22 protein-coding genes, 1 other RNA gene and 1 pseudogene are annotated in these 22263 nt (G+C 56.2%); 19 read left to right on the top strand and 5 right to left on the bottom strand.

From position 1 onward, the window contains the following. Positions 1 to 47 precede the first annotated feature (47 nt). From ATG98_RS09990 to ATG98_RS09965, 6 genes are all read left to right on the top strand, one after another. Entirely contained in the window at positions 48 to 836 is a 789-nt protein-coding gene (locus ATG98_RS09990; protein WP_098422840.1) for an ABC transporter ATP-binding protein, read from the top strand. Continuing rightward, entirely contained in the window at positions 821 to 2107 is a 1287-nt protein-coding gene (locus tag ATG98_RS09985; RefSeq protein WP_228706079.1) for an ABC transporter permease, read from the top strand. The genes ATG98_RS09990 and ATG98_RS09985 overlap by 16 nt, the downstream gene beginning before the upstream one ends. Positions 2108 to 2208: 101 nt before the next feature. Next, the gene (locus ATG98_RS09980; RefSeq protein WP_098420910.1) at positions 2209 to 2415 is read left to right on the top strand and encodes a TIGR02449 family protein; all 207 of its coding nucleotides are present in this window, start codon (positions 2209 to 2211) and stop codon (positions 2413 to 2415) included. Further along, positions 2415 to 2693, top strand: coding sequence for a cell division protein ZapA (locus ATG98_RS09975; RefSeq protein ID WP_098420909.1), 279 nt, complete (start codon positions 2415 to 2417; stop codon positions 2691 to 2693). Before ATG98_RS09980 ends, ATG98_RS09975 begins: the two co-directional genes overlap by 1 nt. Positions 2694 to 2789: 96 nt before the next feature. Further along, positions 2790 to 2969, top strand: a non-coding RNA gene (gene ssrS, locus ATG98_RS09970) — 6S RNA. 4 nt (positions 2970 to 2973) lie between these two features. Then, complete coding sequence (locus ATG98_RS09965; RefSeq protein WP_098422838.1) at positions 2974 to 3615, top strand: 5-formyltetrahydrofolate cyclo-ligase; 642 nt, start codon at positions 2974 to 2976, stop codon at positions 3613 to 3615. On the opposite strand, the gene ATG98_RS21845 is transcribed toward ATG98_RS09965, so the two are convergent. Continuing rightward, positions 3597 to 3752 (bottom strand): hypothetical protein, encoded by a 156-nt coding sequence (locus ATG98_RS21845; protein ID WP_179888102.1) that lies wholly within the window; start codon positions 3750 to 3752, stop codon positions 3597 to 3599. The two genes, ATG98_RS09965 and ATG98_RS21845, sit on opposite strands and share 19 nt — an antisense overlap. Before the next feature lie 168 nt (positions 3753 to 3920). Then, positions 3921 to 5462: a threonine ammonia-lyase, biosynthetic gene (gene ilvA, locus ATG98_RS09960; RefSeq protein ID WP_098420907.1), complete on the bottom strand. Its 1542-nt coding sequence runs from the start codon at positions 5460 to 5462 to the stop codon at positions 3921 to 3923. 198 nt (positions 5463 to 5660) lie between these two features. Between ilvA and rpiA the strand changes: the two genes are divergently transcribed. Both rpiA and ppa read left to right on the top strand, forming a co-directional pair. Then, entirely contained in the window at positions 5661 to 6335 is a 675-nt protein-coding gene (gene rpiA, locus ATG98_RS09955) for a ribose-5-phosphate isomerase RpiA (RefSeq protein ID WP_098422836.1), read from the top strand. A gap of 123 nt (positions 6336 to 6458) precedes the next feature. Then, the gene (gene ppa / locus ATG98_RS09950) at positions 6459 to 6986 is read left to right on the top strand and encodes an inorganic diphosphatase (protein ID WP_098422834.1); all 528 of its coding nucleotides are present in this window, start codon (positions 6459 to 6461) and stop codon (positions 6984 to 6986) included. Positions 6987 to 7069: 83 nt separating this feature from the next. On the opposite strand, the gene ATG98_RS09945 is transcribed toward ppa, so the two are convergent. Both ATG98_RS09945 and ATG98_RS09940 read right to left on the bottom strand, forming a co-directional pair. Continuing rightward, positions 7070 to 8119: a DUF2333 family protein gene (locus ATG98_RS09945; protein ID WP_098422833.1), complete on the bottom strand. Its 1050-nt coding sequence runs from the start codon at positions 8117 to 8119 to the stop codon at positions 7070 to 7072. A 7-nt stretch (positions 8120 to 8126) separates the two neighbouring features. Beyond that, positions 8127 to 8285, bottom strand: a pseudogene (locus tag ATG98_RS09940) (EAL domain-containing protein); the annotation flags it as partial. Positions 8286 to 8511: 226 nt separating this feature from the next. On the opposite strand from ATG98_RS09940, the gene aroQ reads away from it, so the two are divergent. The 11 genes from aroQ to ATG98_RS09885 all read left to right on the top strand — a co-directional run bounded on the left by aroQ (position 8512) and on the right by ATG98_RS09885 (position 20211). Further along, positions 8512 to 8949, top strand: a complete 438-nt coding sequence (gene aroQ / locus ATG98_RS09935) for a type II 3-dehydroquinate dehydratase (protein WP_098420903.1) — start codon at positions 8512 to 8514, stop codon at positions 8947 to 8949. 30 nt (positions 8950 to 8979) lie between these two features. Further along, the gene (gene accB / locus ATG98_RS09930; protein ID WP_098420902.1) at positions 8980 to 9444 is read left to right on the top strand and encodes an acetyl-CoA carboxylase biotin carboxyl carrier protein; all 465 of its coding nucleotides are present in this window, start codon (positions 8980 to 8982) and stop codon (positions 9442 to 9444) included. 24 nt (positions 9445 to 9468) lie between these two features. Next, on the top strand, positions 9469 to 10809 hold the full coding sequence (accC, locus tag ATG98_RS09925) for an acetyl-CoA carboxylase biotin carboxylase subunit (RefSeq protein WP_179888101.1): 1341 nt from the start codon (positions 9469 to 9471) through the stop codon (positions 10807 to 10809). Between the two features lie 28 nt (positions 10810 to 10837). After that, positions 10838 to 11731 (top strand): 50S ribosomal protein L11 methyltransferase, encoded by an 894-nt coding sequence (prmA, locus tag ATG98_RS09920; protein ID WP_098422829.1) that lies wholly within the window; start codon positions 10838 to 10840, stop codon positions 11729 to 11731. 80 nt (positions 11732 to 11811) lie between these two features. Further along, a complete protein-coding gene (locus ATG98_RS09915; protein WP_098422828.1) occupies positions 11812 to 12969 on the top strand; it encodes a DUF3426 domain-containing protein in 1158 nt (385 codons plus the stop codon). A gap of 223 nt (positions 12970 to 13192) precedes the next feature. Then, positions 13193 to 14191, top strand: a complete 999-nt coding sequence (gene dusB / locus ATG98_RS09910; RefSeq protein ID WP_098420898.1) for a tRNA dihydrouridine synthase DusB — start codon at positions 13193 to 13195, stop codon at positions 14189 to 14191. Continuing rightward, positions 14188 to 14505 (top strand): DNA-binding transcriptional regulator Fis, encoded by a 318-nt coding sequence (fis, locus tag ATG98_RS09905; protein ID WP_098420897.1) that lies wholly within the window; start codon positions 14188 to 14190, stop codon positions 14503 to 14505. The genes dusB and fis overlap by 4 nt, the downstream gene beginning before the upstream one ends. A gap of 31 nt (positions 14506 to 14536) precedes the next feature. Continuing rightward, positions 14537 to 16117, top strand: a complete 1581-nt coding sequence (purH, locus tag ATG98_RS09900) for a bifunctional phosphoribosylaminoimidazolecarboxamide formyltransferase/IMP cyclohydrolase (RefSeq protein ID WP_098420896.1) — start codon at positions 14537 to 14539, stop codon at positions 16115 to 16117. Between the two features lie 17 nt (positions 16118 to 16134). Then, positions 16135 to 17421, top strand: a complete 1287-nt coding sequence (purD, locus tag ATG98_RS09895; protein WP_098422827.1) for a phosphoribosylamine--glycine ligase — start codon at positions 16135 to 16137, stop codon at positions 17419 to 17421. 106 nt (positions 17422 to 17527) lie between these two features. After that, the gene (locus ATG98_RS09890) at positions 17528 to 18475 is read left to right on the top strand and encodes an alpha/beta fold hydrolase (protein ID WP_098422826.1); all 948 of its coding nucleotides are present in this window, start codon (positions 17528 to 17530) and stop codon (positions 18473 to 18475) included. Between the two features lie 149 nt (positions 18476 to 18624). Beyond that, entirely contained in the window at positions 18625 to 20211 is a 1587-nt protein-coding gene (locus ATG98_RS09885) for a cation:proton antiporter (RefSeq protein WP_098422825.1), read from the top strand. A gap of 67 nt (positions 20212 to 20278) precedes the next feature. Here ATG98_RS09885 and ATG98_RS09880 read toward each other — a convergent pair whose 3' ends face one another. Continuing rightward, on the bottom strand, positions 20279 to 22144 hold the full coding sequence (locus ATG98_RS09880) for an SLC13 family permease (protein ID WP_098422823.1): 1866 nt from the start codon (positions 22142 to 22144) through the stop codon (positions 20279 to 20281). Positions 22145 to 22263: the final 119 nt, after the last annotated feature.

The raw sequence follows: 22263 nt of genomic DNA, 5'->3' as shown, positions 1-22263 counted from the left end.
GTTGTGGAGTGAAAAGCGTTATCATACACCCGCCAGAATCAATCACCATGACCAAAACGACAGCCACCATGATCACTCCAGACTCTGACAGCGCAAGCTCTCCGCTTGCCCTGCCTTCGCTACCCTCTCTGCCCTCTCTACAAACCCGCGAGCTGAGCTTTCGCTGGCAGTCGCGCCAGCCTGCTCTGACTTTTCCAGATATTACTCTGAACGCCGGCGACCACCTGTTTTTACGGGGGGCCAGCGGCAGCGGTAAAAGCACCTTGCTAGGCCTTCTGGCCGGGCTAAACACCGCAGATAGCGGCGAAATACGCCTGCTGGGGAAATCTATAGGAAGCCTCGCACCCTCGGCACGGGACCGTTTTCGCGCCGACCATATCGGCGTGATCTTTCAACAGTTCAATCTGGTGCCCTATTTGACCGCGCTGGCTAATGTCACCCTGCCCTGTCAGCTATCCCGCGCTCGCCGTGATCGCATTGGCTCAGACGCCAGTCATTCAGATACCCAGGCAGCCATTTACGCCAAAGCAACAACACTACTGACAGAGCTATCCATTCCCCAGGAATTGCATAGCCGAAAACCCGCGCAGCTGAGCATTGGCCAACAGCAGCGGGTTGCGGCCGCCCGCGCGTTGATGGGCGCACCAGAGCTGATTCTGGCTGACGAGCCCACCTCGGCGCTGGACAGCAACAATCGGGACCGCTTTATGCAGTTGCTGCTGGAGATGGCACATCAAAATAGAACTTCCGTGGTGTTTGTCAGTCACGACCCGGCCCTGGCACACCATTTTCACCACCAGATTGAACTGGAGCAGCCCTCATGGCTATCCTCATGACTGCCCGCCTTGCTCTGAGCCTTACCAAATCCAGCCTTTGGCACCGGCGGAGAATACTGCTGCTGGTTACCCTCACGCTAACGCTCAGCGTGAGTCTGCTACTGGGCATTCAGTACGTGCGCAGCGAAATCCGCCAGTCGTTCACCAACACCATCAGCAATACAGATCTGATTATCGGGGCCCGCAGCGGTCAGTTAAACCTGCTGCTATACAGCGTGTTTCACATTGGCGATGCGACCAACAACCTTAGTTGGCAAAGCTACCAGGCGCTACAGGGTGACGAGCGTTTAAGCTGGCTGATCCCCATTTCCCTGGGCGACAGCTACAACGGCCACCGCGTGGTGGCGACCACCGGCGCCATGTTCGAGCACTTTCGCTATGGCCGTAGCCAGCCACTCGCACTGCAGCGCGGCCAGTGGTTTAACGATCTGTTTGAAGTGGTATTGGGCGCCGATGTAGCCCGCGCCTTTAATCATAACGTTGGCGACCAGCTCATTATGGGCCACGGCGGTGGCAGCGTGAGCTTCGCCCGCCACGACAGCACACCGTTTACCGTAACCGGCGTGCTTGATGCCACAGGCACGCCGGTAGACCAGGCGGTTTATATCAGCCTGAACAGCATGGAAGCCATGCATGTGGGCTGGGAATCCGGCGTTGGCATTCCCGGCCGTACCCTCACCCTGGAACAGGCCAAAGAGCGCAACTTTACCCCGTCCAACATTACCGCCGCGTTTGCCGGCGTAGAGCACAAAGTACTGACCTTTCGCATTCAGCGCGACATCAACACCTATGGCGAAGAGCCGCTAACCGCCATACTGCCTGGCGTGGCCCTGAGCGAGCTCTGGCGACTGCTGGGCCAATTTGAGAAAGCGCTGTTGGGCATCACCGGCTTTGTGGTCGTGGTATGTCTGATTAGCCTGGCGACGGTGCTGCTGACGTTACAGGCCCAGCGATCAGCCGAAATCGCCATACTTCGCGCCACCGGCGCCTCTGCGGGCTTAATTGCCAGTCTGTATCTGCTGGAATCATTGGCTGTCGCACTGCTGGCCTGCGCTTTAGCCTTGGCGCTGGGCGCTGCCGGTATAGCCGCAGTCAGCCCTTGGCTACAGGCAAACTACGGCGTTTTGCTCACACTGCGCCCACTGAGCCAGGTCGAGTGGATTCTGCTGGCAACGGTGCCGGTGGCAGCGCTGGTGATTGGTTTGGTGCCGGCGCTGAGCGCCTGGCGACGCGGCCGGCGGCCGGGCTGGCAAGTACTGGACGACGTCTGAAATCTTTACCCAAAACGGGATAACAGAGCTGTAAATTGACCGTTATCCCGTGCAACACTTATAGTTGTCGATTCTTATCACCCATCGAGATCAGGCGCCCCATGGAACAGCCCGAAGTACAGGTGTTGGCGGACAAGCTAGATCAGCTTCTTGAGCGCTACGGCAAGCTTGATATGGAAAACCAGTCGCTGAAAAAACGCCAGGAAGACTGGATTCGCGAGCGCGCCCAGCTGGTTCATAAAAACGACCTGGCAAAAACCAAAATTGAAGCCATGATAGGCCGCCTGCGGGCACTGGAGCAGCATTAATGTCCACCAAATCGACTGTTGAGGTGAGAATTCTCGACAAGGAATACCTGGTTACCTGCCCCGAGGAGGAACAGGAAGCATTGTTGCGATCGGCACGGCATCTGGACCGTAAAATGCGGGAGATCCGTAACAGCGGCAAGGTGTTTGGAACCGAGCGAATTGCGGTGATGGCGGCGCTGAATATCACCAACGAAATGCTGGAGCGCGATACCATGTCAGAAGGCAGCAGCACGCTGCTAAAGGCCATGGACGACAAGCTTAACGTTGCCCTAAAGTAACAGAAACAGCTTATAAAACAGCAACAAGCGACGTTTTTTAACAGAATAACCAAGAGCACTTGCAATAAGCCCCCATCTTGACCCTATAATGGGATCACCTTCCTGGGCTGTACGCTCGTCGGGTACGTCCTCGAGCCGATGCGCTTTACCCAGGTGGCCACTTTAGGGCATTGTGAGCATGTCCCCTACGGGGGAAAGCCTAATATGTCACAGCGGTCACCGACCTTGAACTTGGGTTCAAGGACCTACATCCGATAACGGCAGCCCGGGAAGCTTTATTTTGAGCGACAACATCGCCCACCCCTTTTTTTTACCGTCTTCGGCACACCAGAACACCTCCCGCAATCAGTTACGCAGACACTTGCGCCAACAACGCAACGCTCTGTCTCCTTTGCAACAAAGACACGCATCGCAGCAACTGGCCAAGCGCCTGCTAGCCAACCCTGACCTTTATCGCGCCCGCCACATTGCCATTTACTTGCCAAACGATGGTGAAATCAGCCCGCTGCCCTATGTGCAGGCTGCACGCCGCCGCGGCATACGCGTTTACTTGCCGGTGTTGCACCCGCTAATACCCGGAAAGCTGGTATTCAGTCCTTACACGTCGCACACCCGCCTGCGCTCCAATCGTTTTGGCATTGCGGAACCTGCGTTTAGCGCCGGCCTGAAACGGCCAGCCTGGGCCATGGACGCAATCTTGTTTCCGCTGGTAGGGTTTGACGAGCACGGAGGAAGACTGGGCATGGGCGGAGGGTTTTACGATCGCACATTTGCGTTCTGTCGCACTCGGCCACGGCTCGCGCCCAAGCTGATTGGCCTGGCCCATGATTTTCAGCGGGTGGACAGCTTACCGATTGAGTCTTGGGATGTGCCTTTGCACTCGGTGGTCACCGAGCGTGGCTGTTATCGGACAGTGGGCTGAGACATAGTGGCCTGATACGAAGGCGTTGCCGCTCGGGAGCTTTGCTCGGACGCTTGCAGCGAGGTGAATCCGGTAATAATAAGGCCAACAGCGAATATCAGTGCGATGGTGCGGATCATATCTGGCTTGCGGCCCATTTCTTAACTCCGGAACTGCTGTGGTAACCCAAACAGGAAACGGAGGACTGATGCCTCCGTTGGTAGAAGAAAGGAAGACTATCACTCCACCGACATTTTACAATTTTTGGCAGATTAACTTTCAGTAACCCTGACAATCCGGGCGGGCACTGAGCGCCCGCACCGCACTCAGCTGGAATGGCCGTTGCCGTTTCCTGCCCCTAGAAACAGCTGGTAGGCTTCGTTATCGGTCATGTTTTCATAGCGGAAACCGACCTTTTCAAGCATTTTTTCAAAATCTCTCACTTCGTCATCGTCCACTTCAGCGCCTAACAGCACGCGGCTGTAAGCCGCGCCGTGGTTGCGATAATGAAACATCGAAATATTCCAACGGGTGCCCAAGGACATCAAAAACTTCAGCAGGGCACCGGGACGCTCGGGGAACTCGAACTGAAACACTTTTTCATTGCTGATACCTGGAGCGTGGCCGCCCACCATGTGGCGAATGTGCTGCTTGGCCAGGTCGCTGTCCGTCAGGTCCAGTACTAAATAGCCGGTCTCGCGCAGTTCCCGCACCAGCTCATCACGCCCTAAGCCCCCGGCTTGAATCTGAATGCCGACAAATATCGTGGCTTGCTTGCTATCCGCGTAACGGTAATTGAACTCGGTGATATTGCGCTTGTGCAAGGCGTTGATAAAGGTTTTAAACGCGCCGGGCTTCTCCGGAATGGTCACCGCCAGGATAGCTTCGCGCTTCTCGCCGATTTCGGTACGTTCCGAGATATAACGCAGGCGATCAAAGTTCATATTGGCGCCGCTGAGGGTCGCGATCAGATTTTCGTTCTCGATTTTTTCCCGTTCTATGTATTTTTTGATACCGGCCACACCGAGCGCCCCGGCAGGTTCGGCGATGGAGCGTGTGTCTTCAAAAATGTCTTTGATCGCGGCGCAGATTTCATCAGTGGATACGGTAATCACTTCGTCTACGTGGTCTTTACAGATTTCCCAAGGGTAGGCACCAATCTGTTTCACAGCCACGCCGTCGGCAAATATCCCAACTTCATCCAGTATTACCCGCTCACCGGCTTTCATGGCCGCCTGCAGGCAGTTTGAATCTTCCGGCTCTACACCTATCACTTTTATCTCCGGGCGCAGATATTTTATGTAGGCGGCCATACCGGCAATCAGCCCGCCACCGCCGACACAGATAAACACCGCGTGGATGGGCTTGCTGAACTGCCAGAACAACTCCATAGCGACCGTGCCCTGGCCGGCGATCACGTCTGGGTCATCGTAGGGAGGAATGTAGGTATAACCATGCTTTTCAATCAGCTCGTGGGCGTGGGCCGCGGCTTCGTCGAAAGCGTCGCCTCTGAGCACCACCTTGGCACCGTGCTCACGCACAGACCTCACTTTAATCTCCGGCGTTGTCTGGGGCATTACAATGACGGCCTTGATGCCCAGTTTTTTTGCCGACAAGGCCACGCCCTGGGCGTGATTACCGGCGGACGCACAGATTACCCCCTTGGCTTTCTGCTCCTCCGACAACTGCACCAATTTGTTATAGGCCCCGCGAATCTTGAACGAGAATACCGGCTGCAAATCTTCACGCTTCAAAAAAATGTTGTTGCCGAAGCGCCGCGACAGGCTGACGGCTTCGGTCAGCGGCGTTTTATTGGCAACATCGTAAACGCGGGCATTCAGTATTTTCTTGATATAGCGTTGGGGCATGTCGATTCCGCAAGGTAATTTGAGAATGAATTAGGCGTGATTCGAAAGTAATTCCCCGTAATTCGAAAGAGATTTGGCGTGGGGCATCACCGAAAGAACCCGTAGTGTAGAAAGTTTTACCCGCAACCGTCTATAAGCAGCCAGCCCAGACGCTGTATACTGCAAGTATCCCATTCATTTTCCGCAACGGGCTCAACCATGAACCAGGACGAACTGAAGCAAGCGGTCGCCAAAGCCGCTATCGACTACATCAGCCCCCGCCTGAACAGCAGCAGCATAATTGGTGTGGGCACCGGCAGCACTGCAAACTGCTTTATTGATTTGCTGGCGGCCATTCGCAACGATTTTGACGGCGCCGTGGCCAGCTCCGATGCCACCGCTGAACGCCTGAAAAGCCACGGCATTCCCGTTTATGAGCTCAATAGCACCGCAGATCTGGAGTTTTACATAGACGGCGCCGATGAAGTCAACGAACAGCTGGAACTGATCAAAGGCGGCGGCGGCGCGCTGACGCGGGAAAAGATCGTGGCTGAAGTGGCGCAGACGTTTATCTGCATTGCCGACGAGTCCAAAAAAGTGGACATTCTGGGTGAATTCCCACTGCCATTAGAAGTGTTGTCTATGGCCCGGAGCCACGTCGGCCGGGAAATCGTGAAACTTGGCGGCGACCCGGTGTACCGCGATGATTTTACCACCGACAACGGCAACATCATTATTGACGTGTATAACATGGACCTGTCGCGCCCAATTCAGGTGGAAGAACGCCTGAACCAGATTGTAGGTGTGGTCACCAACGGCCTGTTTGCCCGCCGCCCCGCCGATCTTCTGCTGCTGGGCACAAAGACCGGCGTGAAAACTCTCAAGCGCGGCTGACCTACCCGACCTGCATGGCAGCCTGGGCTGGTTGCCATGCCAGACCAACGTTTAGTTTCGCAGAGCCGCGCAGTTTCGTACAATGGCGCTCACTTTTTAACCCTACCCAGGAAGGACCACCCGATGCAATTCGACAACATCCCTGCCGGCAAAAATACACCCGACGATATCTACGTCGCCATTGAAATTCCGGCCAACAGCTCACCGGTGAAGTACGAGCTGGACAAAGACATGGGCGCCTTGCTGGTTGACCGTTTTATGGCTACGCCCATGTTCTACCCGGCTAACTACGGTTTTATTCCCCACACCCTGGCCGACGACGGTGATGCCCTGGACGTACTGGTCATTACTCCGTACCCGATTCAGGCCGGCTGTGTGATTCGCTGTCGCCCGGTAGGCGTACTGAACATGGAAGACGAAAACGGCGGCGACGCCAAGCTGGTCGCCGTGCCCCACGACAAACTGACCACGGCTTACGCCCACGTACAAGACGTGACTGACTTGCCAGAACTGCTGCGCAACCAGATTCATCACTTCTTTGAAAACTACAAAGCGCTGGAAGCCGGAAAATGGGTGAAAATCCAGGGCTGGGACAACGCAGCGGCTGCAAAAAAAGCCATTGTTGACGCCATCAAAGCTTACGGCGGCTAAAAGCCTATCGCTTTTTATGGTTCACAAAAAACCGGGCATTGAGCCCGGTTTTTTATTGCCTGCACATTAGCGGACGCGCACTGTTAGCCCCGCGACAGTAAAGTCCGCATGTCACTGATCGCCGCGTTGGCCCGCGACAGATAGGCCGCCATAGTCAGCGAGTGGTTGGCCATTACGCCAAAGCCACTGCCGTTAAGAATCACCGGGCTCCACATGTCGCCCTGGGCACCCTCAAGCTCAATGATGATCTGCTTGACGCTGGCCGTAGCATTCTTGTCCTGCAATACCTTGCGGAAATCCACTTCGATGGCACGGAATATGTGCAGTAGCGCCCAAGAACTGCCACGGGCCTCGTAAAACACATCGTCGATCTTGGTCCAATCGGTTTTTACATTAACGCCTTCAGCTCGCTCTTCCAGCGGATCCTGGCCTTCAAAATCCGCTACCGTATCGGAGATAGAGGCTTTACCCACACTCTCACCCAGGGTGCGGGACAAACTGCCCAAACGGGTTTCCAGATCGGCCAGCCAACTGTTCAGGCTATCGGCGCGGGCATAGAACTGCGCATCGGTCTGTCCAGGGCTCGACAGCCTGTTCAGATAGCGCTTCAAAGCGGTGATCCCCCGACGATATTCAGATTCGGTTGAAGGAATTGCCCAGCTATCGCTGTCAAAGTGCAACTGAGGTTCGGCAATGATCAGGTCCGCGTCTTCCGAGGACTGGCTTTGGGCGCGACTGATGTCTTGACGCATGGCTCGGGCCAGATCGCGCACTTGCACCAGCACACCGAATTCCCAGTTGGGCACGTTGTCCAGCCAAAGGCCCGGAGGGAAAATGTCGTTGGTAATGTAACCGCCGGGCTTGTCCAGCAGGGTTTCCGCGATTCGGATCATGGTGGCGGTGGTGGCAAAACCAGTCACCGGTTCACGCTGCATGGCGTTGGCGGTAACGCGGGTGTGTTCACGCACCGAAAAATTGTCGGGCTCGCTGCTCCAATACATACCCACGACCATGGCAATCAGCAGGTAAACCACAACAATGATAAGCAGCAACTTACCCACCATTCCACCGCCGGAGGAATCCCGGGCATCGCCCTTTTTGTCCTTGAAATACTGCCTGATTTTGCCTGGCATAAGCGTATTATTCCCCTGTCAATTGGTGGTTGTCTGCGGTAAACGGACGCCCTAAATGATAGCCCATTGCACCATCAATGCCCAAATCACACAGTACCTTGAATTCCTCGGCGGTTTCCACGCCGCTGGCAAACACTTTCACACCGCGACCGTGGGCAATATCCACCGATGGGTTGCTCTGTATGGAACCAACGTCTTATGGACGCTATTGCAGAGCTGTCTGACAATGATTGACGGTATCAGAACGGCTGGGCCTGCATTAGGTCACATGAAGGCTCCTGATCACCATCCAAATTTATCGAAAAGTATTGATATGAGCCGCATAAGTGCGCACCATGGGCACATTGTGTCGCTAACTTTGGTAATTCTGTAAAACAAAGGTATTGGTTTTTATGGCAAGTATTCTCGTGCTTCACGGGCCAAATCTGAACATGCTGGGCACCCGCGAACCTGAGGTATACGGCTACGAAACCCTCGCAGACATTAATCAGCGCCTGCAAAACAGCGCTGCAGACGCGGGTCATCATCTTCTCCACCTGCAATCAAACGCCGAATACGAATTGATTGAACGCATTCACTCCGCCAAAGCGGAAGGTGTGGACTATATTCTGTTTAACCCGGCGGCTTTCACCCACACCAGCGTTGCATTGCGTGACGCGCTGTTGGCGGTTGCCATACCGTTTATTGAGGTGCACCTGTCCAACGTGCACCAGCGGGAAGCATTTCGGCACCACTCCTATTTCTCGGATATCGCCAAAGGCGTTATCTGCGGCCTCGGCAGCCAGGGCTATGATCTGGCTCTTCAGGCTGCACTCAAACAAACGCATTAACTAGACCTTACAAAAGAGGCTGAAGAAATCATGGATATTCGCAAAATCAAGAAATTGATCGAACTGCTTGACGAGTCCGACGTCGAAGAACTGGAAATTCACGAGGGCGATGATTCCGTGCGAATCTCGCGCCGCCGTGAGCAGCCAGCCGGCACGCATTACGTCAGCCACATGGCACCGCAGCATGCAGCTCCTATGTACGCACCAGCACCGGAAGCCCCAGGCCCGGTTAGCCATGAAGAAAAGCCTGCAGCGCCCAAGGGCCATACCGTTAAATCACCCATGGTGGGCACTTACTACAGCGCGCCATCGCCTACCGCGCCGGAATTCATCGCCGTGGGCCAATCCATCAAAGCCGGTGATGTTATCTGTATCGTGGAAGCGATGAAGATGATGAACCAGATTGAAGCGGACAAGAGCGGCACCATCACCGAAATACTGGTCGAAAACGGCCAGCCGGTGGAGTTTGACCAGCCTCTGGTCGTCATTTCCTGAACCCGGTGATTGTGAGCCATAGCTATGTTAGAAAAAGTATTGATCGCAAACCGCGGTGAAATTGCCCTGCGGATTTTGCGCGCCTGTAAAGAATTAGGTATCAAAACCGTAGCCGTGCACTCCAAGGTCGACCGCGACCTGATGCACGTGCGCTTAGCCGATGAAACCGTCTGTATCGGCCCCAACAGCCCGACCGACAGCTATCTGAATATCCCTGCCATTATCAGCGCGGCGGAAGTAACCGACTCAGTGGGCATCCACCCTGGTTACGGCTTTTTGGCGGAAAACGCCGACTTTGCCGAGCAGGTCGAAAAAAGCGGGTTCCGCTTTATCGGCCCCAGAGCCGAGACCATTCGGCTGATGGGCAACAAAGTGTCGGCCATCAACGCCATGATCAGTGCCGGTGTACCCACCGTTCCGGGTTCTAACGGCCCGCTGACCGAAGACGACGAACTGACTCTCAAAGTCGCTCAAAAAATCGGCTATCCGGTGATTATTAAAGCCGCATCGGGCGGCGGTGGTCGCGGTATGCAAGTGGTGCACTCAGAAGCGGCATTGCTCAAGGCCGTACAGATTACCCAGACCGAAGCACGCAGCGTGTTTGGCGACCCGACCGTGTATCTTGAAAAATTCCTTGAGCGCCCGCGCCACGTGGAAGTTCAGATACTTGCAGACATGCACGGCAACTGCATTCACCTGGGCGACCGAGACTGCTCGTTCCAACGCCGTCACCAGAAAGTGCTGGAAGAAGCGCCGGCGCCGGGTATTGACCCCGAAGCCCGGGAAAAAACCCTGAAAGCCTGTGTGGATGCCTGTAAAGAAATTGGCTATGTGGGTGCTGGCACCTTCGAATTCCTGTATCAGGACGGTGGTTTCTACTTCATCGAAATGAACACCCGCGTGCAGGTTGAGCACCCAGTATCAGAAATGGTGACCGGCGTAGATATCGTGCGCGAACAACTGCGTATCGCCAGCGGCCTGCCGTTGCAGTACACACAGGACGACATCAAGATTACCGGGCACGCCATCGAGTGCCGAATCAACGCAGAAGATCCGCAAACTTTTGTGCCCAGCCCTGGTAAAGTGAAGCACTTTCACGCTCCCGGCGGCAACGGTGTGCGAGTAGATTCTCACCTTTACAATGGTTACACCGTACCACCCTACTACGATTCGCTGATCGCCAAACTGATCACCTGGGGTGACGACCGCGAAATGGCGCGTCGGCGCATGAAAAACGCCCTCGACGAAATGGTGGTTGAAGGTATAAAAACCAATCAGCCGCTGCACCGCAGATTGGTGCGCGATGGCGGCTTTAAACAGGTAGACTTCACCATTCATTACCTTGAAAAACTGATTCGGGACTGAGTCCTGCGTCGACAATGCGGGAATCACCATGCCCTGGATACAACTGAAGATTCCGGCCGATCCGGACAGCGCCGATCAACTTGAAGACGTGTTGATGGAAATGGGCGCCGATGCGGTGTCGATGGAAGACGCCGCTGACCAACCTCTGTACGAGCCAGACCATGGCACCACACCTTTGTGGAGCCAAACCACCGTAACCGGGCTGTTTCAGTCCAGTTATGACATTACCGAGCTGTGCTCCAACATTCGCGACGCCTGGCACCAGCAAACCCAGCAAAGTCTGGCGGACATAGACGTAACGCTGGTTGAAGACAAAGACTGGGCGCGGGCCTGGATGGACGACTTCCACCCGCTGCGCTTTGGCGAACGTTTGTGGATAGTACCCAGCTGGCACGACGCGCCTGACCCAGACGCAGCTAACCTGCTGCTGGACCCGGGCCTGGCGTTCGGTACCGGCACCCACGACACCACAGCCCTGTGCCTGCAATGGCTGGACGGCGCGGATGTGCAGGGCAAACAGGTGATCGATTATGGCTGTGGCTCCGGCATTTTGGGCCTGGCCGCACTGCTGCTGGGCGCTGACCATGTAATGGGAGTCGACACCGACCCCCAGGCGCTAGAAGCCAGTCGTGAAAACGCCCGCCGTAACGAAGTGGACGAAAGCAGGCTGTCTTTATACCTGCCGAAAGACGAACCCGACGCCCTGGCCGACATTACGCTCGCCAATATTCTGGCTCAGCCACTGATCGGACTGGCGCCGCACCTGGCAGCAAAAACCCGCCCAGGCGGCGACATTGTGCTGTCTGGCATCCTCAACCACCAGGCCCGCGATGTGATGGCGGCCTACGAGCCCTGGTTTATTATGGATGAACCAGAACAGCAAGGTGAGTGGATACGGCTCACGGGGCGACGTCACCATTGATGGCGCCACGATTGATGAGGCAGTAAGACCAAAGATCCAGACGAACGTGCATTCAGTTTCTTTGTATTCAGGGATTTAGAATGGCTTTCAGCAACCTTCAAACTCAGTGCCCCCACTGCCAGACGCGTTTCCGGGTAACCGAGGAACAACTGAAGGTTGCCAAGGGGCGAGTGCGCTGCGGCAGCTGCAGGCAGATTTTTAATGCTTTTGAAAATCGCATTAAAGAGTCAAAACCGGTCGTTACAACGCCCCCGGAGCCGGTGATCAACCCGGATCCGGACGACGGCTTGGTGTTTGCAGACAACCCAGAAGAAGATGCTGCCCACGGCGCCTACATTAAAGCCGACATGACGTTTGCCGAAGACGAGCTCAGCGACAGTTTTCGCTCCATGGACCACAGTGTTTACAGCGATGACCGCGACAACAGCAGCGATATAAACCCGGATTCCGACGAAAGCTGGGCCCACGCCATTCTGGATGAAGCCAGCCGTCACGAAAGCCCAAGACGCCCAGCCCCACCCGGTAAGGCAGCACCACCCATTAAAGCCGCGCCATCCGTTAAAGCAACACCCTCAAAAAATGAACCGCCCGCTGACGCGCCAAATCCGGGGACGCAAAGCCTGACGCAATCCAGTGACAGCTGGTCCTTACCGTCCGAGCATCAGATTTACGCCGAGAGCGGCGCCCGATCGCAGCACACGCCCTACAGTAATCTTCGCCAGGAACCCATTCCGGTTCAGGGCAATCACAGCGGAAAAATCCGCGCGCTGGCCTGGTTACTGATTGTTCTGGCCATTCTGGGGGTGATCGTCTCGCAACTGGCCTGGGTTCAGTTTGACAAATTTTCCAAAATCCCCCAGCTGCGACCGTTTTACGAGAAAGGCTGCGAACTCGCCGGCTGCACGCTGCCACCATTGATAGACATGAGCGCTATAGACAGCCGCAAACTGGTGGTAAAAACCAACCCGGCCAATCGCAGCGAATTGGTGGTAGACGCAGTGATTATCAATCGTGCCGCCTTCGCGCAGCCGTTCCCTGCCATTATTCTGACCTTCGCCGATCTGAATGGGCAAGAGGTAACACAGCGAGTATTCAGCCCGGCAGATTACCTGGCAGACCAGGGCGCACAGCTGCGGGAAATGCCGCCGCAGACCCCCATACGCATTGCCATTGCCATCCAGGACCCGGGACAAACAGCGGTCAGCTACAACATCGACTTCCGTTCACAAGCCGAGTAAGTCAGCGCGAGCCAGCTGGCTTACTCGGCTTAAAAGCCCTCGCCAAGAGCACGAAAGTCAACCAGAAAGCACGAAAAATAATCAGTTTTTTCACGGCTTTGCCTCTTCAAACGCGGCCGCACCAGCGGTATCATTAGCGCCCTCCGGAATTCGGCCGTTCAATTATTGAACAACCTGCCGCTATTCAGGCCTTGCTGTCACTTCCGTAACACGGACTCAGATCATGCTGCCAACGGCAAAAATCGGGCCGTATACCTTGCCCAATCCGCTGATTGTTGCGCCCATGGCCGGTGTGACAGACCGGCCATTTAGGCTTCTGTGTCGGCGCATGGGCGCAGGGCTGGCCGTTTCGGAAATGGTGATTGCTGACAGCAAAATGTGGCACACCCGAAAATCTCGCAGCCGCCTGAACCACCAAGGTGAGCCTGAGCCTAGATCGGTGCAGATTGCCGGTGGCGATCCCGAGATGCTGGCGCAGGCGGCTCGTATGAACGCGGCGTCTGGCGCCCAGATCATTGACATCAATATGGGTTGCCCGGCCAAGAAAGTCTGTAACAAAGCGGCCGGCTCTGCACTGATGAAAGACGAAGCTCTGGTGCTGCAGATTCTGAAGGCGGTGGTCGCCGCCGTAGACATACCGGTGACCCTGAAAATGCGAACTGGTTGGGATGAGGATCACCGCAACGCGCCGATTATTGCGCGCATGGCAGAAGAAGCCGGTATTCAGGCGCTGGCCATACATGGCCGCACCCGCACCGACAAATACACGGGCAATGCCGAGTACGATACCATTGCCCGAGTGAAGTCCGACGTTAGCATTCCGGTATTCGCCAACGGCGACATCACCAGCCCGGAAAAAGCGCGCGACGTGCTTCAATACACTGGGGCCGATGGCCTGCTGATTGGCCGTGCGGCTCAGGGCCAGCCTTGGATTTTTCGGGAAATCCTGCACTTTCTGGAAACAGGCGAACACATGAAGCCGCCGCCACTGGATGAAGTGGAAACGATACTGAGCGAGCACCTGCTGGCACTGCACGATTTTTATGGAGAAACCATGGGTGTGCGCATTGCCCGCAAACATGTGGGCTGGTATTTGCAAGGCCACGACCAAGACAAACGCTTCCGGCAAAGCTTTAACGCCATAGACAACGCGTTGGAGCAGCACGATAGCATTCAACAGTATTTCGCAAGCTTACGAAATGAAGAGGTATTCGCAGCATGAAAGCTGAAACTTTGGCAAACGACACCCTGAACGCATCCGCCAATGATGACATTCACCAACTGCAAACGGTTGGCACCAGCGGTAACTCAGTCACCCTGCGTGACAGCGTAGAAATTGCACTGACCAACTACTTCACCCAGCTTGATGGCGCTCCGGTAACCGAGGTTTATCAACTGGTGCTGTCAGAAGTAGAGGCTCCGTTGCTGGAGCAGGTGATGAAGTACACCCGCAACAACCAGACCAAAGCGTCCACCATGCTGGGTCTGAACCGCGGCACCCTGCGCAAGAAGCTCAAGCAATACGACCTGCTTTAAACCCGACATCCGATCCGGAAGAAACTGACCCATGACAAATCAGGCAAATACTCCCGTTCGCCGCGCGCTGATCAGTGTCAGTGACAAAACCGGCATTGTTGAATTTGGTCGCGCGCTCAGCGAGCGCGGCATAGAGTTGCTGTCCACCGGCGGCACCTTTCGTCTGCTTAACGAAAACAACGTCGCGGTCACCGAAGTGTCTGACTACACCGGTTTTCCGGAGATGATGGATGGCCGGGTAAAAACCCTGCACCCGAAAATTCACGGTGGCGTTTTGGGCCGCCGCGGCATCGACGACGCCGTCATGGCCGAACACGGCATAGACCCCATCGACATGGTGGTAGTGAATCTGTATCCGTTTGAAGACACCGTCGCCAATCCGGATTGCGACTTGGCGACCGCCATTGAAAACATCGACATTGGCGGCCCTACCATGGTTCGCGCGGCAGCCAAAAACCACAACGATGTGGCCGTAGTAGTGAATACCCGCGATTACAGCCGGGTATTGAAAGAACTGGAAAGTAACGATGGCGAACTGACCTTTGCTACCCGTTTTGACCTGGCGGTAAAAGCGTTTGAACACACCGCCGGCTATGACGGCGCTATTGCTAACTACTTGGGTGGACGCACCGCCGATAACGAAAACCCGGATTTCCCGCGCACATTCAACGCCCAGTTTGTGAAAGTGCAGGACATGCGCTACGGCGAAAACCCGCACCAGCGCGCCGCGTTCTACGCCGAGCGCAACCCGAAAGAAGCCTGCGTGGCAACCGCTACCCAACTCCAGGGTAAAGCGCTGTCGTACAACAACGTGGCCGACACCGACGCCGCGCTTGAGTGTGTAAAACCCTTCGCCGACCCGGCTTGCGTGATCGTCAAGCACGCCAATCCCTGTGGTGTCGCCATTGGTGCCGACATTCTGCAAGCTTACGACTTGGCCTATGCAACCGACCCCACCTCGGCGTTTGGCGGCATCATTGCCTTCAACCGCGAGCTGGACGCCGCTACCGCCAAAGCCATTATTGAGCGTCAGTTTGTAGAAGTGATCATCGCTCCCAGCATCAGCGCCGAGGCGGTGGAGCTAGTAGCCGCCAAGAAAAACGTGCGTCTGCTGGCCTGCGGTGAATTTGACGGTGAGCGCGCCCCCGCGCTGGACTACAAACGCGTGACCGGTGGCCTGCTGGTGCAAGAACGTGACCTGGGCATGGTGGCTATGGCCGATGTGAAAGTGGTCACCCAGCGCCAGCCCAGCAACGAAGAACTGAACGATTTACTGTTCGCCTGGGAAGTGGCCAAGTACGTTAAATCCAACGCCATTGTGTACGCCAAAGCCGGCCGTACCATCGGCGTGGGTGCCGGCCAGATGAGCCGCGTGTACAGCGCTAAAATTGCTGGCATCAAAGCCGCCGACGAAGGCCTGGAAGTGAAAGGCTCGGTGATGTCGTCTGACGCCTTCTTCCCGTTTCGCGACGGTATTGACGCCGCAGCTGCCGCCGGCATTACCGCAGTCATCCAGCCTGGCGGTTCCATGCGCGATCAGGAAGTGATCGATGCCGCCAACGAGCACGGCATTGCCATGGTGTTCACCGGCATGCGCCACTTCCGCCATTAATCCATAGGAACAGCATCATGAATATTCTGATTATTGGTAATGGCGGGCGTGAACACGCCCTGGCGTGGAAAGCCGCTCAGTCAGAACTGGCTGGCACCGTTTTCGTAGCGCCCGGCAACGCCGGCACCGCCACCGAGTCTGGTGTCGAAAACGTTGCCATTGATGTAATGGACTTGAACGGCCTGGCCGATTTCGCCGCCAGCAACAACGTTGGCCTGACGATTGTTGGGCCCGAGGCACCGCTGGTTGCCGGTGTTGTGGACCTGTTTGAAGAACGCGGCTTGCGGGTGTTTGGCCCCAGCGCCGGCGCCGCTCAGCTGGAAGGCTCCAAAGCCTTTACCAAAGACTTTCTGGCGCGCCAGAATATTCCCACGGGCTCCTACGGCAACTTTACCGACGTAGATGAAGCTTTGGCCTACGTGCGTGCGCAAGGCGCGCCTATTGTGGTCAAAGCGGATGGCCTGGCCGCCGGTAAAGGCGTAATTGTAGCCATGACCCTGGCCGAAGCGGAAGACGCCATCCGCGACATGCTGGCGGGCAACGCCTTTGGCGACGCCGGTAGCCGCGTGGTTGTTGAAGAGTTTCTGGACGGCGAAGAAGCCAGTTTCATCGTCATGGTTGACGGCGATAACGTGCTGGCCATGGCGACCTCGCAAGACCACAAACGCGTGGGCGATGGCGACACCGGCCCTAACACCGGTGGCATGGGTGCTTATTCCCCTGCCCCGGTGGTGACCCCTGAGGTGCATCAGCGCATTATGGACGAGGTGATCTACCCGACCGTGCGCGGCATGAAAGCCGAGGGCCATCCCTATAAAGGTTTCCTGTACGCTGGCCTGATGATCGATCCTGCGGGTGCTCCCAGGGTGATCGAATTCAACTGCCGCTTCGGCGATCCGGAAACCCAGCCCATCATGCTGCGCATGCAGTCTGATCTGGTGGATCTGTGTCAGGCCGCGATTGACGGCAAACTGGACCAGTGCAGCTCTGATTGGGACCCCCGGGCCGCCGTGGGTATTGTTCTGGCTGCCGGTGGTTATCCCGGCAGCTACAGCAAAGGCGATGCCATCTCTGGCCTGTCGGAAACCGAAACCGAGGGCGAAAAAGCTTTCCACGCCGGCACAAAACTCGATGGCAACCAGGTGGTCACCAGCGGTGGCCGGGTGCTCTGCGCAACGGCACTGGGCAATACCGTCACAGAGGCTCAGCAACGGGCTTACAGACTTGCCGAAAAGATAAGCTGGAAGGGTGCGTTTTACCGCAAAGACATCGCATATCGGGCCATAGCCCGCGAGCAGGCGTAATCCGGCATACTGAGCAAAAGCCCGGTCGTTGACCGGGCTTTTTTATGGAGTAAAGCAAACCCACTCCCCCCGTCGCCCGACCACACAAACAGCCAGGAACTGCTCAATGCTGCAAAAGTCACCCTATACCGCCGTTCTGCTGCTTTTATCTTTTCTACTTTTAAGCGCATGCTCCCGCCAGGACATATACCAGAAGGCTATCGGCTTTGAGCGTTCCAGCGCCGGACTTGAGACTGCCAGCATTACCTTGGGCGAACTGGACATTGCTTACCTGCGAAACATAGAAATGAACAGCGGCGACACCATCGTGATGGTTCATGGTTTTGGTGCCAACAAAGATAACTGGACCCGCATGGCCCGGGAACTCACGGATAAATTCAACGTTTATGCCATAGACCTTCCGGGCCACGGCGAAAGCAGCAAGCCGCTGGATCTCGGCTATCGGCTGGACCAGCAAGTAGTCCACCTCGCCCGTATTCTTCAGGCTCTGGACATTGCTGAAATGCACATGATGGGCAACTCCATGGGCGGCGCCATTACGGCCTTGTATGCCGCCACCTATCCAGAACAGATCAAAACCGCCGTACTGTTCGACCCGGCTGGCATTCTTAAGTACGAGAGCGAACTGTTTGGTCGTGTGGTCGCGGATGACAATCCGCTTATCCCCTCAAAACCCGGCGACTTCGAGCGTCTGATGGATTTTGCTCTCGAGAAAAAGCCGTTTATTCCCTGGCCCATTCCGGGGGTTCTGGAAGAGAAAGCTCTTGCCAATGAGACCATCAATAAAGTGATCTTTGCCGCCATTCGGGACGCTAACGTCGAGTCAGATTTTCGCACGATCATTGCCCGCATCGAAGACCCGGTACTGATCGTCTGGGGCAAGGAAGACCGAGTAATTAACTACCGTAATGGCGACGTTTTTGTGAGCATCATTCCCGACGCACAACTAAAGATACTCGACGGAGTGGGTCACGTGCCTATGATTGAAGCGCCGGAAGAATCCGCCCGCCTGTTCCTTGAGTTTGCCAAATCCCATGCTTTAAAAGCCGAGTAAGGAAAACCTGCACAAGGCTCTGTTGTTGTCGGCTTCAACGACCGGGGAAAACAGAGTAGCCTTGTATACAACGTATTGATGGAAAAAGTGCCGGTAACAGTGCCAGAAATAGCACCGAATATAATCCGTTTTCCCTGAAAGAATCTCTCATGCCTGAAGCTATCTGGATATCCTTTGCGTTTGGTCTTGGCCTGCTGGTCAAGGTGGTTCACTTACCACCCCTGGTGGGTTACCTGGCGGCCGGTTTCATACTCAGCGCGCTCACGGCGTTTCCGGGTTCCAACATCTCTGCCGAGCCCACCGAAGTGCTGGGCCACATTGCCCACCTGGGCGTGTTGCTTATGCTGTTTACGGTAGGCTTGAAGCTGAAGTTCAAGACCATCATCAGCCGTGAAGTCATTGGCGGTAGCCTGCTGCACTTTGGCATAACCTGCTTTGTGTTCACCCCCGGGCTGTATCTGTTTCTGGATATTACCTGGTACATTGCCTTCATGCTGGCGGTGGCGCTGTCGTTTTCATCCACCATTCTTGCCGCTAAAGTGCTGGAAAGTAAGCGCGAGTTGCGCGCATTCCATGGCCGCGTAGCCATCGGTATTCTGGTGATGCAAGACCTGATCGCACTGGTTGTGATGAGCCTGGCTGCGGGTAAAACGCCGTCGGAATGGGCCTTGATTGTGTTCGGCCTGCCGCTGCTGCGGCCATTGTTGTTCCGCTTGCTGGATGCCAGCGGCCATGATGAACTGCTGGTGCTGTTAGGCATGCTTTTGGCGCTAGTGTTGGGCGGTTTGGGTTTTGAAGCCGTGGGGCTGAGTTCCGAGCTTGGTGCTTTGCTGTTTGGTGCGGTACTGGCCAATCACCCACGCAGTCAGGAATTAGCCAAGTCGCTGTGGAGTGTGAAAGAAATATTCCTGGTGGGGTTTTTCCTGCAGATCGGCATTGGCGGGCTGCCAGACACCCATTCACTGATGTTTGCCCTGGCTGCCAGCCTGATTCTGCCGTTGAAAGGCATTCTGTTTTTCTTCCTGATGATTCTGTTCCGCCTGCGCGCGCGCAGTAGTTTTCTGACGTCGCTGGCTCTGACCAACTACAGTGAATTCGGCTTGATTGTGGCCAGCATTGCCCTGCCCCAGTGGATGGTCCCGCTGGCCATTACGGTGGCCTTTTCGTTCGTGATTTCAGCTCCGCTGAACCGGATGGCGCACAGCCTTTATGAGCGTTTTGCCAGTCGCCTGGAATGCTACGAAACCAATAAACACCACCCTGACGAACAGCCTTTGGCGCTGTCTGATGCCAGGGTTCTCATCATGGGTATGGGGCGTACCGGAACCGCCGCTTACGACTGGCTGATCGAAACCGAACCGACCCTGGTCGGGCTGGATTCCGACCCCAACAAAATTACCCAGCACGGCGTGGCGGGGCGCAATGTGGTGTTTGCCGATGCCGAAGACACCACCTTCTGGACCAATCTGCATATGCCACTGGTGCATTCAGTCATCCTCGCAATGGCCGACATTGAAGGCAAACTGATTGCCGCCCGCATGCTGCGGCGCATGGGTTTCACCGGCTACATTGTGGCCCACACCATGTTCCAGGACGAAGCTCACCAAATACGTGAAGCCGGCGCCAATGAAGCTTACCTGACCATGAGCGAAACCGGCGTAGCCCTGGCAAGCCACATCATGGAGCGGGAAGCCTCGGAGCCAGATGTTGCTCTGAAACCGTCAGGCCGCGGATAAGCCAGCGACGAGTGCGGAGCTGACCCTGGCTGCCCATCGAAGCTCTACTGTAGCCTGATAAACGCAATCACGCCCACACCCACATGATCATCGGCACCGCTACCACCGTCACTATGATCGATAACGGCAAACCCAGGCGCCAGTAGTCACCAAACTGATAGCCGCCGGGCTCCATCACCAGTGCGTTAGACTGGTGGCCAATGGGTGTCATGAAGGCGGATGAGGCCCCCATGGCTACCGCCATCAACACCGCGTCGGTAGGCACATTTAGCGATGTTGCCAGGCTCAATGCGACCGGCGCCACCACAATAGCGGCCGCGGCATTATTGATCACATTCGACAGCAACAGAGTGACTACCAGCAACATGGCCAGCACCGCAGCCAGCGAAAAGTCTCCGCCCAGTGCCAGCATCTGGTTTGCCAGTAACTGGGCACCGCCGCTGGTTTCCAGAGCCTGGCCGACCGGAATCATCGCCGCCAGCAAAACAATGATCGACCAGTCGATAGACTTGTAGGCCTCTTCCGCGGACAACAATCCCACCAATACCATCGTCACCGCACCTGCCACCAGCGCTACCGGTGCGCTCAGCAGCCCGCTGACCACCGCCGCAATACTGCCACCGAATACGGCGGCCGCCAGCGCTACCTTGCGTGACGACCCAAGCCGCAGTCCGCGTTCTGCCAACGGCAGGCAACCCAGAGTAATCAGAGTTTCGGTAAGGCCATCCTGGGTACCCTGCACCAGCAGAATGTCGCCGGCCTGGAAGCGAATATCCCCTAACCGGCTCTGAATACGCTGGCCACGGCGAGCCACCGCCACCACATTCAGAGAATAGCGTTCGCGCAGACCCAAACGGTTAGCAGACAGTCCCAGTAAGGTTGAACCTGGCGAAACCACCACTTCCATCAACTGCAAGTCGCTTTCATCCAGGCTAGTCGGCGCCTTGGCATCCTCTTCGTCGGCGCTGGGCTCATCGCTGGAATCTTTAGGTAGCCCGTCCGCGTTCGTTCTCTCGTTGTCTAGCTCGCGCTGCGGCGCCAAAAGCGCACCGGTGGCTAACTCAAGATCGGTATTGTCCAGAAAAGCCTGCAAACTTTCGGTATTGGCCTCAATTAACAACAAATCGCCTTCGCGCATTACGGTAAAGGTCGAGGGAGTGATCTTGCGTGCGCCTTCACGGATCAAGGCCAACACCGCAAGATCATCGCTCTCACCGGATTCGGTCAACAGTGAGTGCAAGGTGGCGCCAGCGCTGGCAGAACCTTCCGGCACTCGCAGTTCGGTAACGTAATCGCCCACGCTGAACAGCTTTTTACCGGCGTCGCCGTCATCGCGCCGCGGCGTCAGACGCCAGCCCACCAGAGTGATAAACGCAATACCGGCCACCGTGACCGCCAGACCCACCGGGGCAAAATCAAACAGGCCAAAGGCGCCTTCGGGACGATAGGAAGAAATAATAATATTCGGCGGCGTGCCAATCAGGGTGACGGTACCCCCCAACAAGGAGCCAAACGCCAGCGGCATCAGCAGCATGGAGGGCGAGCGTCCGGCGTCACGGGACATCCAGATAGCGACCGGCATCAATAGCGCCAAGGCGCCAACGTTGTTGATAAAACCGGAGCAAAGCGCCACCACCGAGGTGAGCGTAAGCACCTGTAGGGTGGGCCGATGGCCGATACGCCCCAGCAGGCGGGCGATCGCATCCACCACACCGCCGTTTACCAGCCCCTGGCTGATCACCAATACGGCCGCCACAGTAATTACCGCCGGGTGCCCGAAACCACTGAACAGTTCATCAGCGGGCACCAGCCCGGTGAACGCCATCGCCAGCAACGCCAGCATCGACACCACATCAAACCGCAGTCGATTCCAGACAAACAGCGCCAGCGTAATGCCCAATACCGCAAACACAATGCCTTGATCCAGATTCAATCGCCCTGCTCCTGCCTGAACACGCTGTTTCTATTAGCATAGACCAAGGCCTCAACCTTGAGCCGGCGCCACAAAAAAACCCGCACATGGCGAACCAGCGTGCGGGCTTTTAAATCCCA

This window comes from Marinobacter sp. LV10R520-4, assembly GCF_002563815.1.
Taxonomy (GTDB): Bacteria; Pseudomonadota; Gammaproteobacteria; order Pseudomonadales; family Oleiphilaceae; genus Marinobacter.
The sequence above is the reverse complement of the archived record's forward strand: the minus strand, read 5'-3'. Positions and strand labels throughout refer to the sequence as shown.

Excerpts from the sequence above, each read along its gene's own strand:
- ATG98_RS09990 (WP_098422840.1), top strand. The coding sequence starts at position 48 with ATGACCAAAACGACAGCCACCATGATCACTCCAGACTCTGACAGCGCA.
- ATG98_RS09985 (WP_228706079.1), top strand. The coding sequence starts at position 821 with ATGGCTATCCTCATGACTGCCCGCCTTGCTCTGAGCCTTACCAAATCC.
- ATG98_RS09980 (WP_098420910.1), top strand. The coding sequence starts at position 2,209 with ATGGAACAGCCCGAAGTACAGGTGTTGGCGGACAAGCTAGATCAGCTT.
- ATG98_RS09975 (WP_098420909.1), top strand. The coding sequence starts at position 2,415 with ATGTCCACCAAATCGACTGTTGAGGTGAGAATTCTCGACAAGGAATAC.
- ATG98_RS21845 (WP_179888102.1), bottom strand. The coding sequence starts at position 3,752 with ATGGGCCGCAAGCCAGATATGATCCGCACCATCGCACTGATATTCGCT.
- ilvA (WP_098420907.1), bottom strand. The coding sequence starts at position 5,462 with ATGCCCCAACGCTATATCAAGAAAATACTGAATGCCCGCGTTTACGAT.
- rpiA (WP_098422836.1), top strand. The coding sequence starts at position 5,661 with ATGAACCAGGACGAACTGAAGCAAGCGGTCGCCAAAGCCGCTATCGAC.
- ppa (WP_098422834.1), top strand. The coding sequence starts at position 6,459 with ATGCAATTCGACAACATCCCTGCCGGCAAAAATACACCCGACGATATC.
- ATG98_RS09945 (WP_098422833.1), bottom strand. The coding sequence starts at position 8,119 with ATGCCAGGCAAAATCAGGCAGTATTTCAAGGACAAAAAGGGCGATGCC.
- aroQ (WP_098420903.1), top strand. The coding sequence starts at position 8,512 with ATGGCAAGTATTCTCGTGCTTCACGGGCCAAATCTGAACATGCTGGGC.
- accB (WP_098420902.1), top strand. The coding sequence starts at position 8,980 with ATGGATATTCGCAAAATCAAGAAATTGATCGAACTGCTTGACGAGTCC.
- accC (WP_179888101.1), top strand. The coding sequence starts at position 9,469 with ATGTTAGAAAAAGTATTGATCGCAAACCGCGGTGAAATTGCCCTGCGG.
- prmA (WP_098422829.1), top strand. The coding sequence starts at position 10,838 with ATGCCCTGGATACAACTGAAGATTCCGGCCGATCCGGACAGCGCCGAT.
- ATG98_RS09915 (WP_098422828.1), top strand. The coding sequence starts at position 11,812 with ATGGCTTTCAGCAACCTTCAAACTCAGTGCCCCCACTGCCAGACGCGT.
- dusB (WP_098420898.1), top strand. The coding sequence starts at position 13,193 with ATGCTGCCAACGGCAAAAATCGGGCCGTATACCTTGCCCAATCCGCTG.
- fis (WP_098420897.1), top strand. The coding sequence starts at position 14,188 with ATGAAAGCTGAAACTTTGGCAAACGACACCCTGAACGCATCCGCCAAT.
- purH (WP_098420896.1), top strand. The coding sequence starts at position 14,537 with ATGACAAATCAGGCAAATACTCCCGTTCGCCGCGCGCTGATCAGTGTC.
- purD (WP_098422827.1), top strand. The coding sequence starts at position 16,135 with ATGAATATTCTGATTATTGGTAATGGCGGGCGTGAACACGCCCTGGCG.
- ATG98_RS09890 (WP_098422826.1), top strand. The coding sequence starts at position 17,528 with ATGCTGCAAAAGTCACCCTATACCGCCGTTCTGCTGCTTTTATCTTTT.
- ATG98_RS09885 (WP_098422825.1), top strand. The coding sequence starts at position 18,625 with ATGCCTGAAGCTATCTGGATATCCTTTGCGTTTGGTCTTGGCCTGCTG.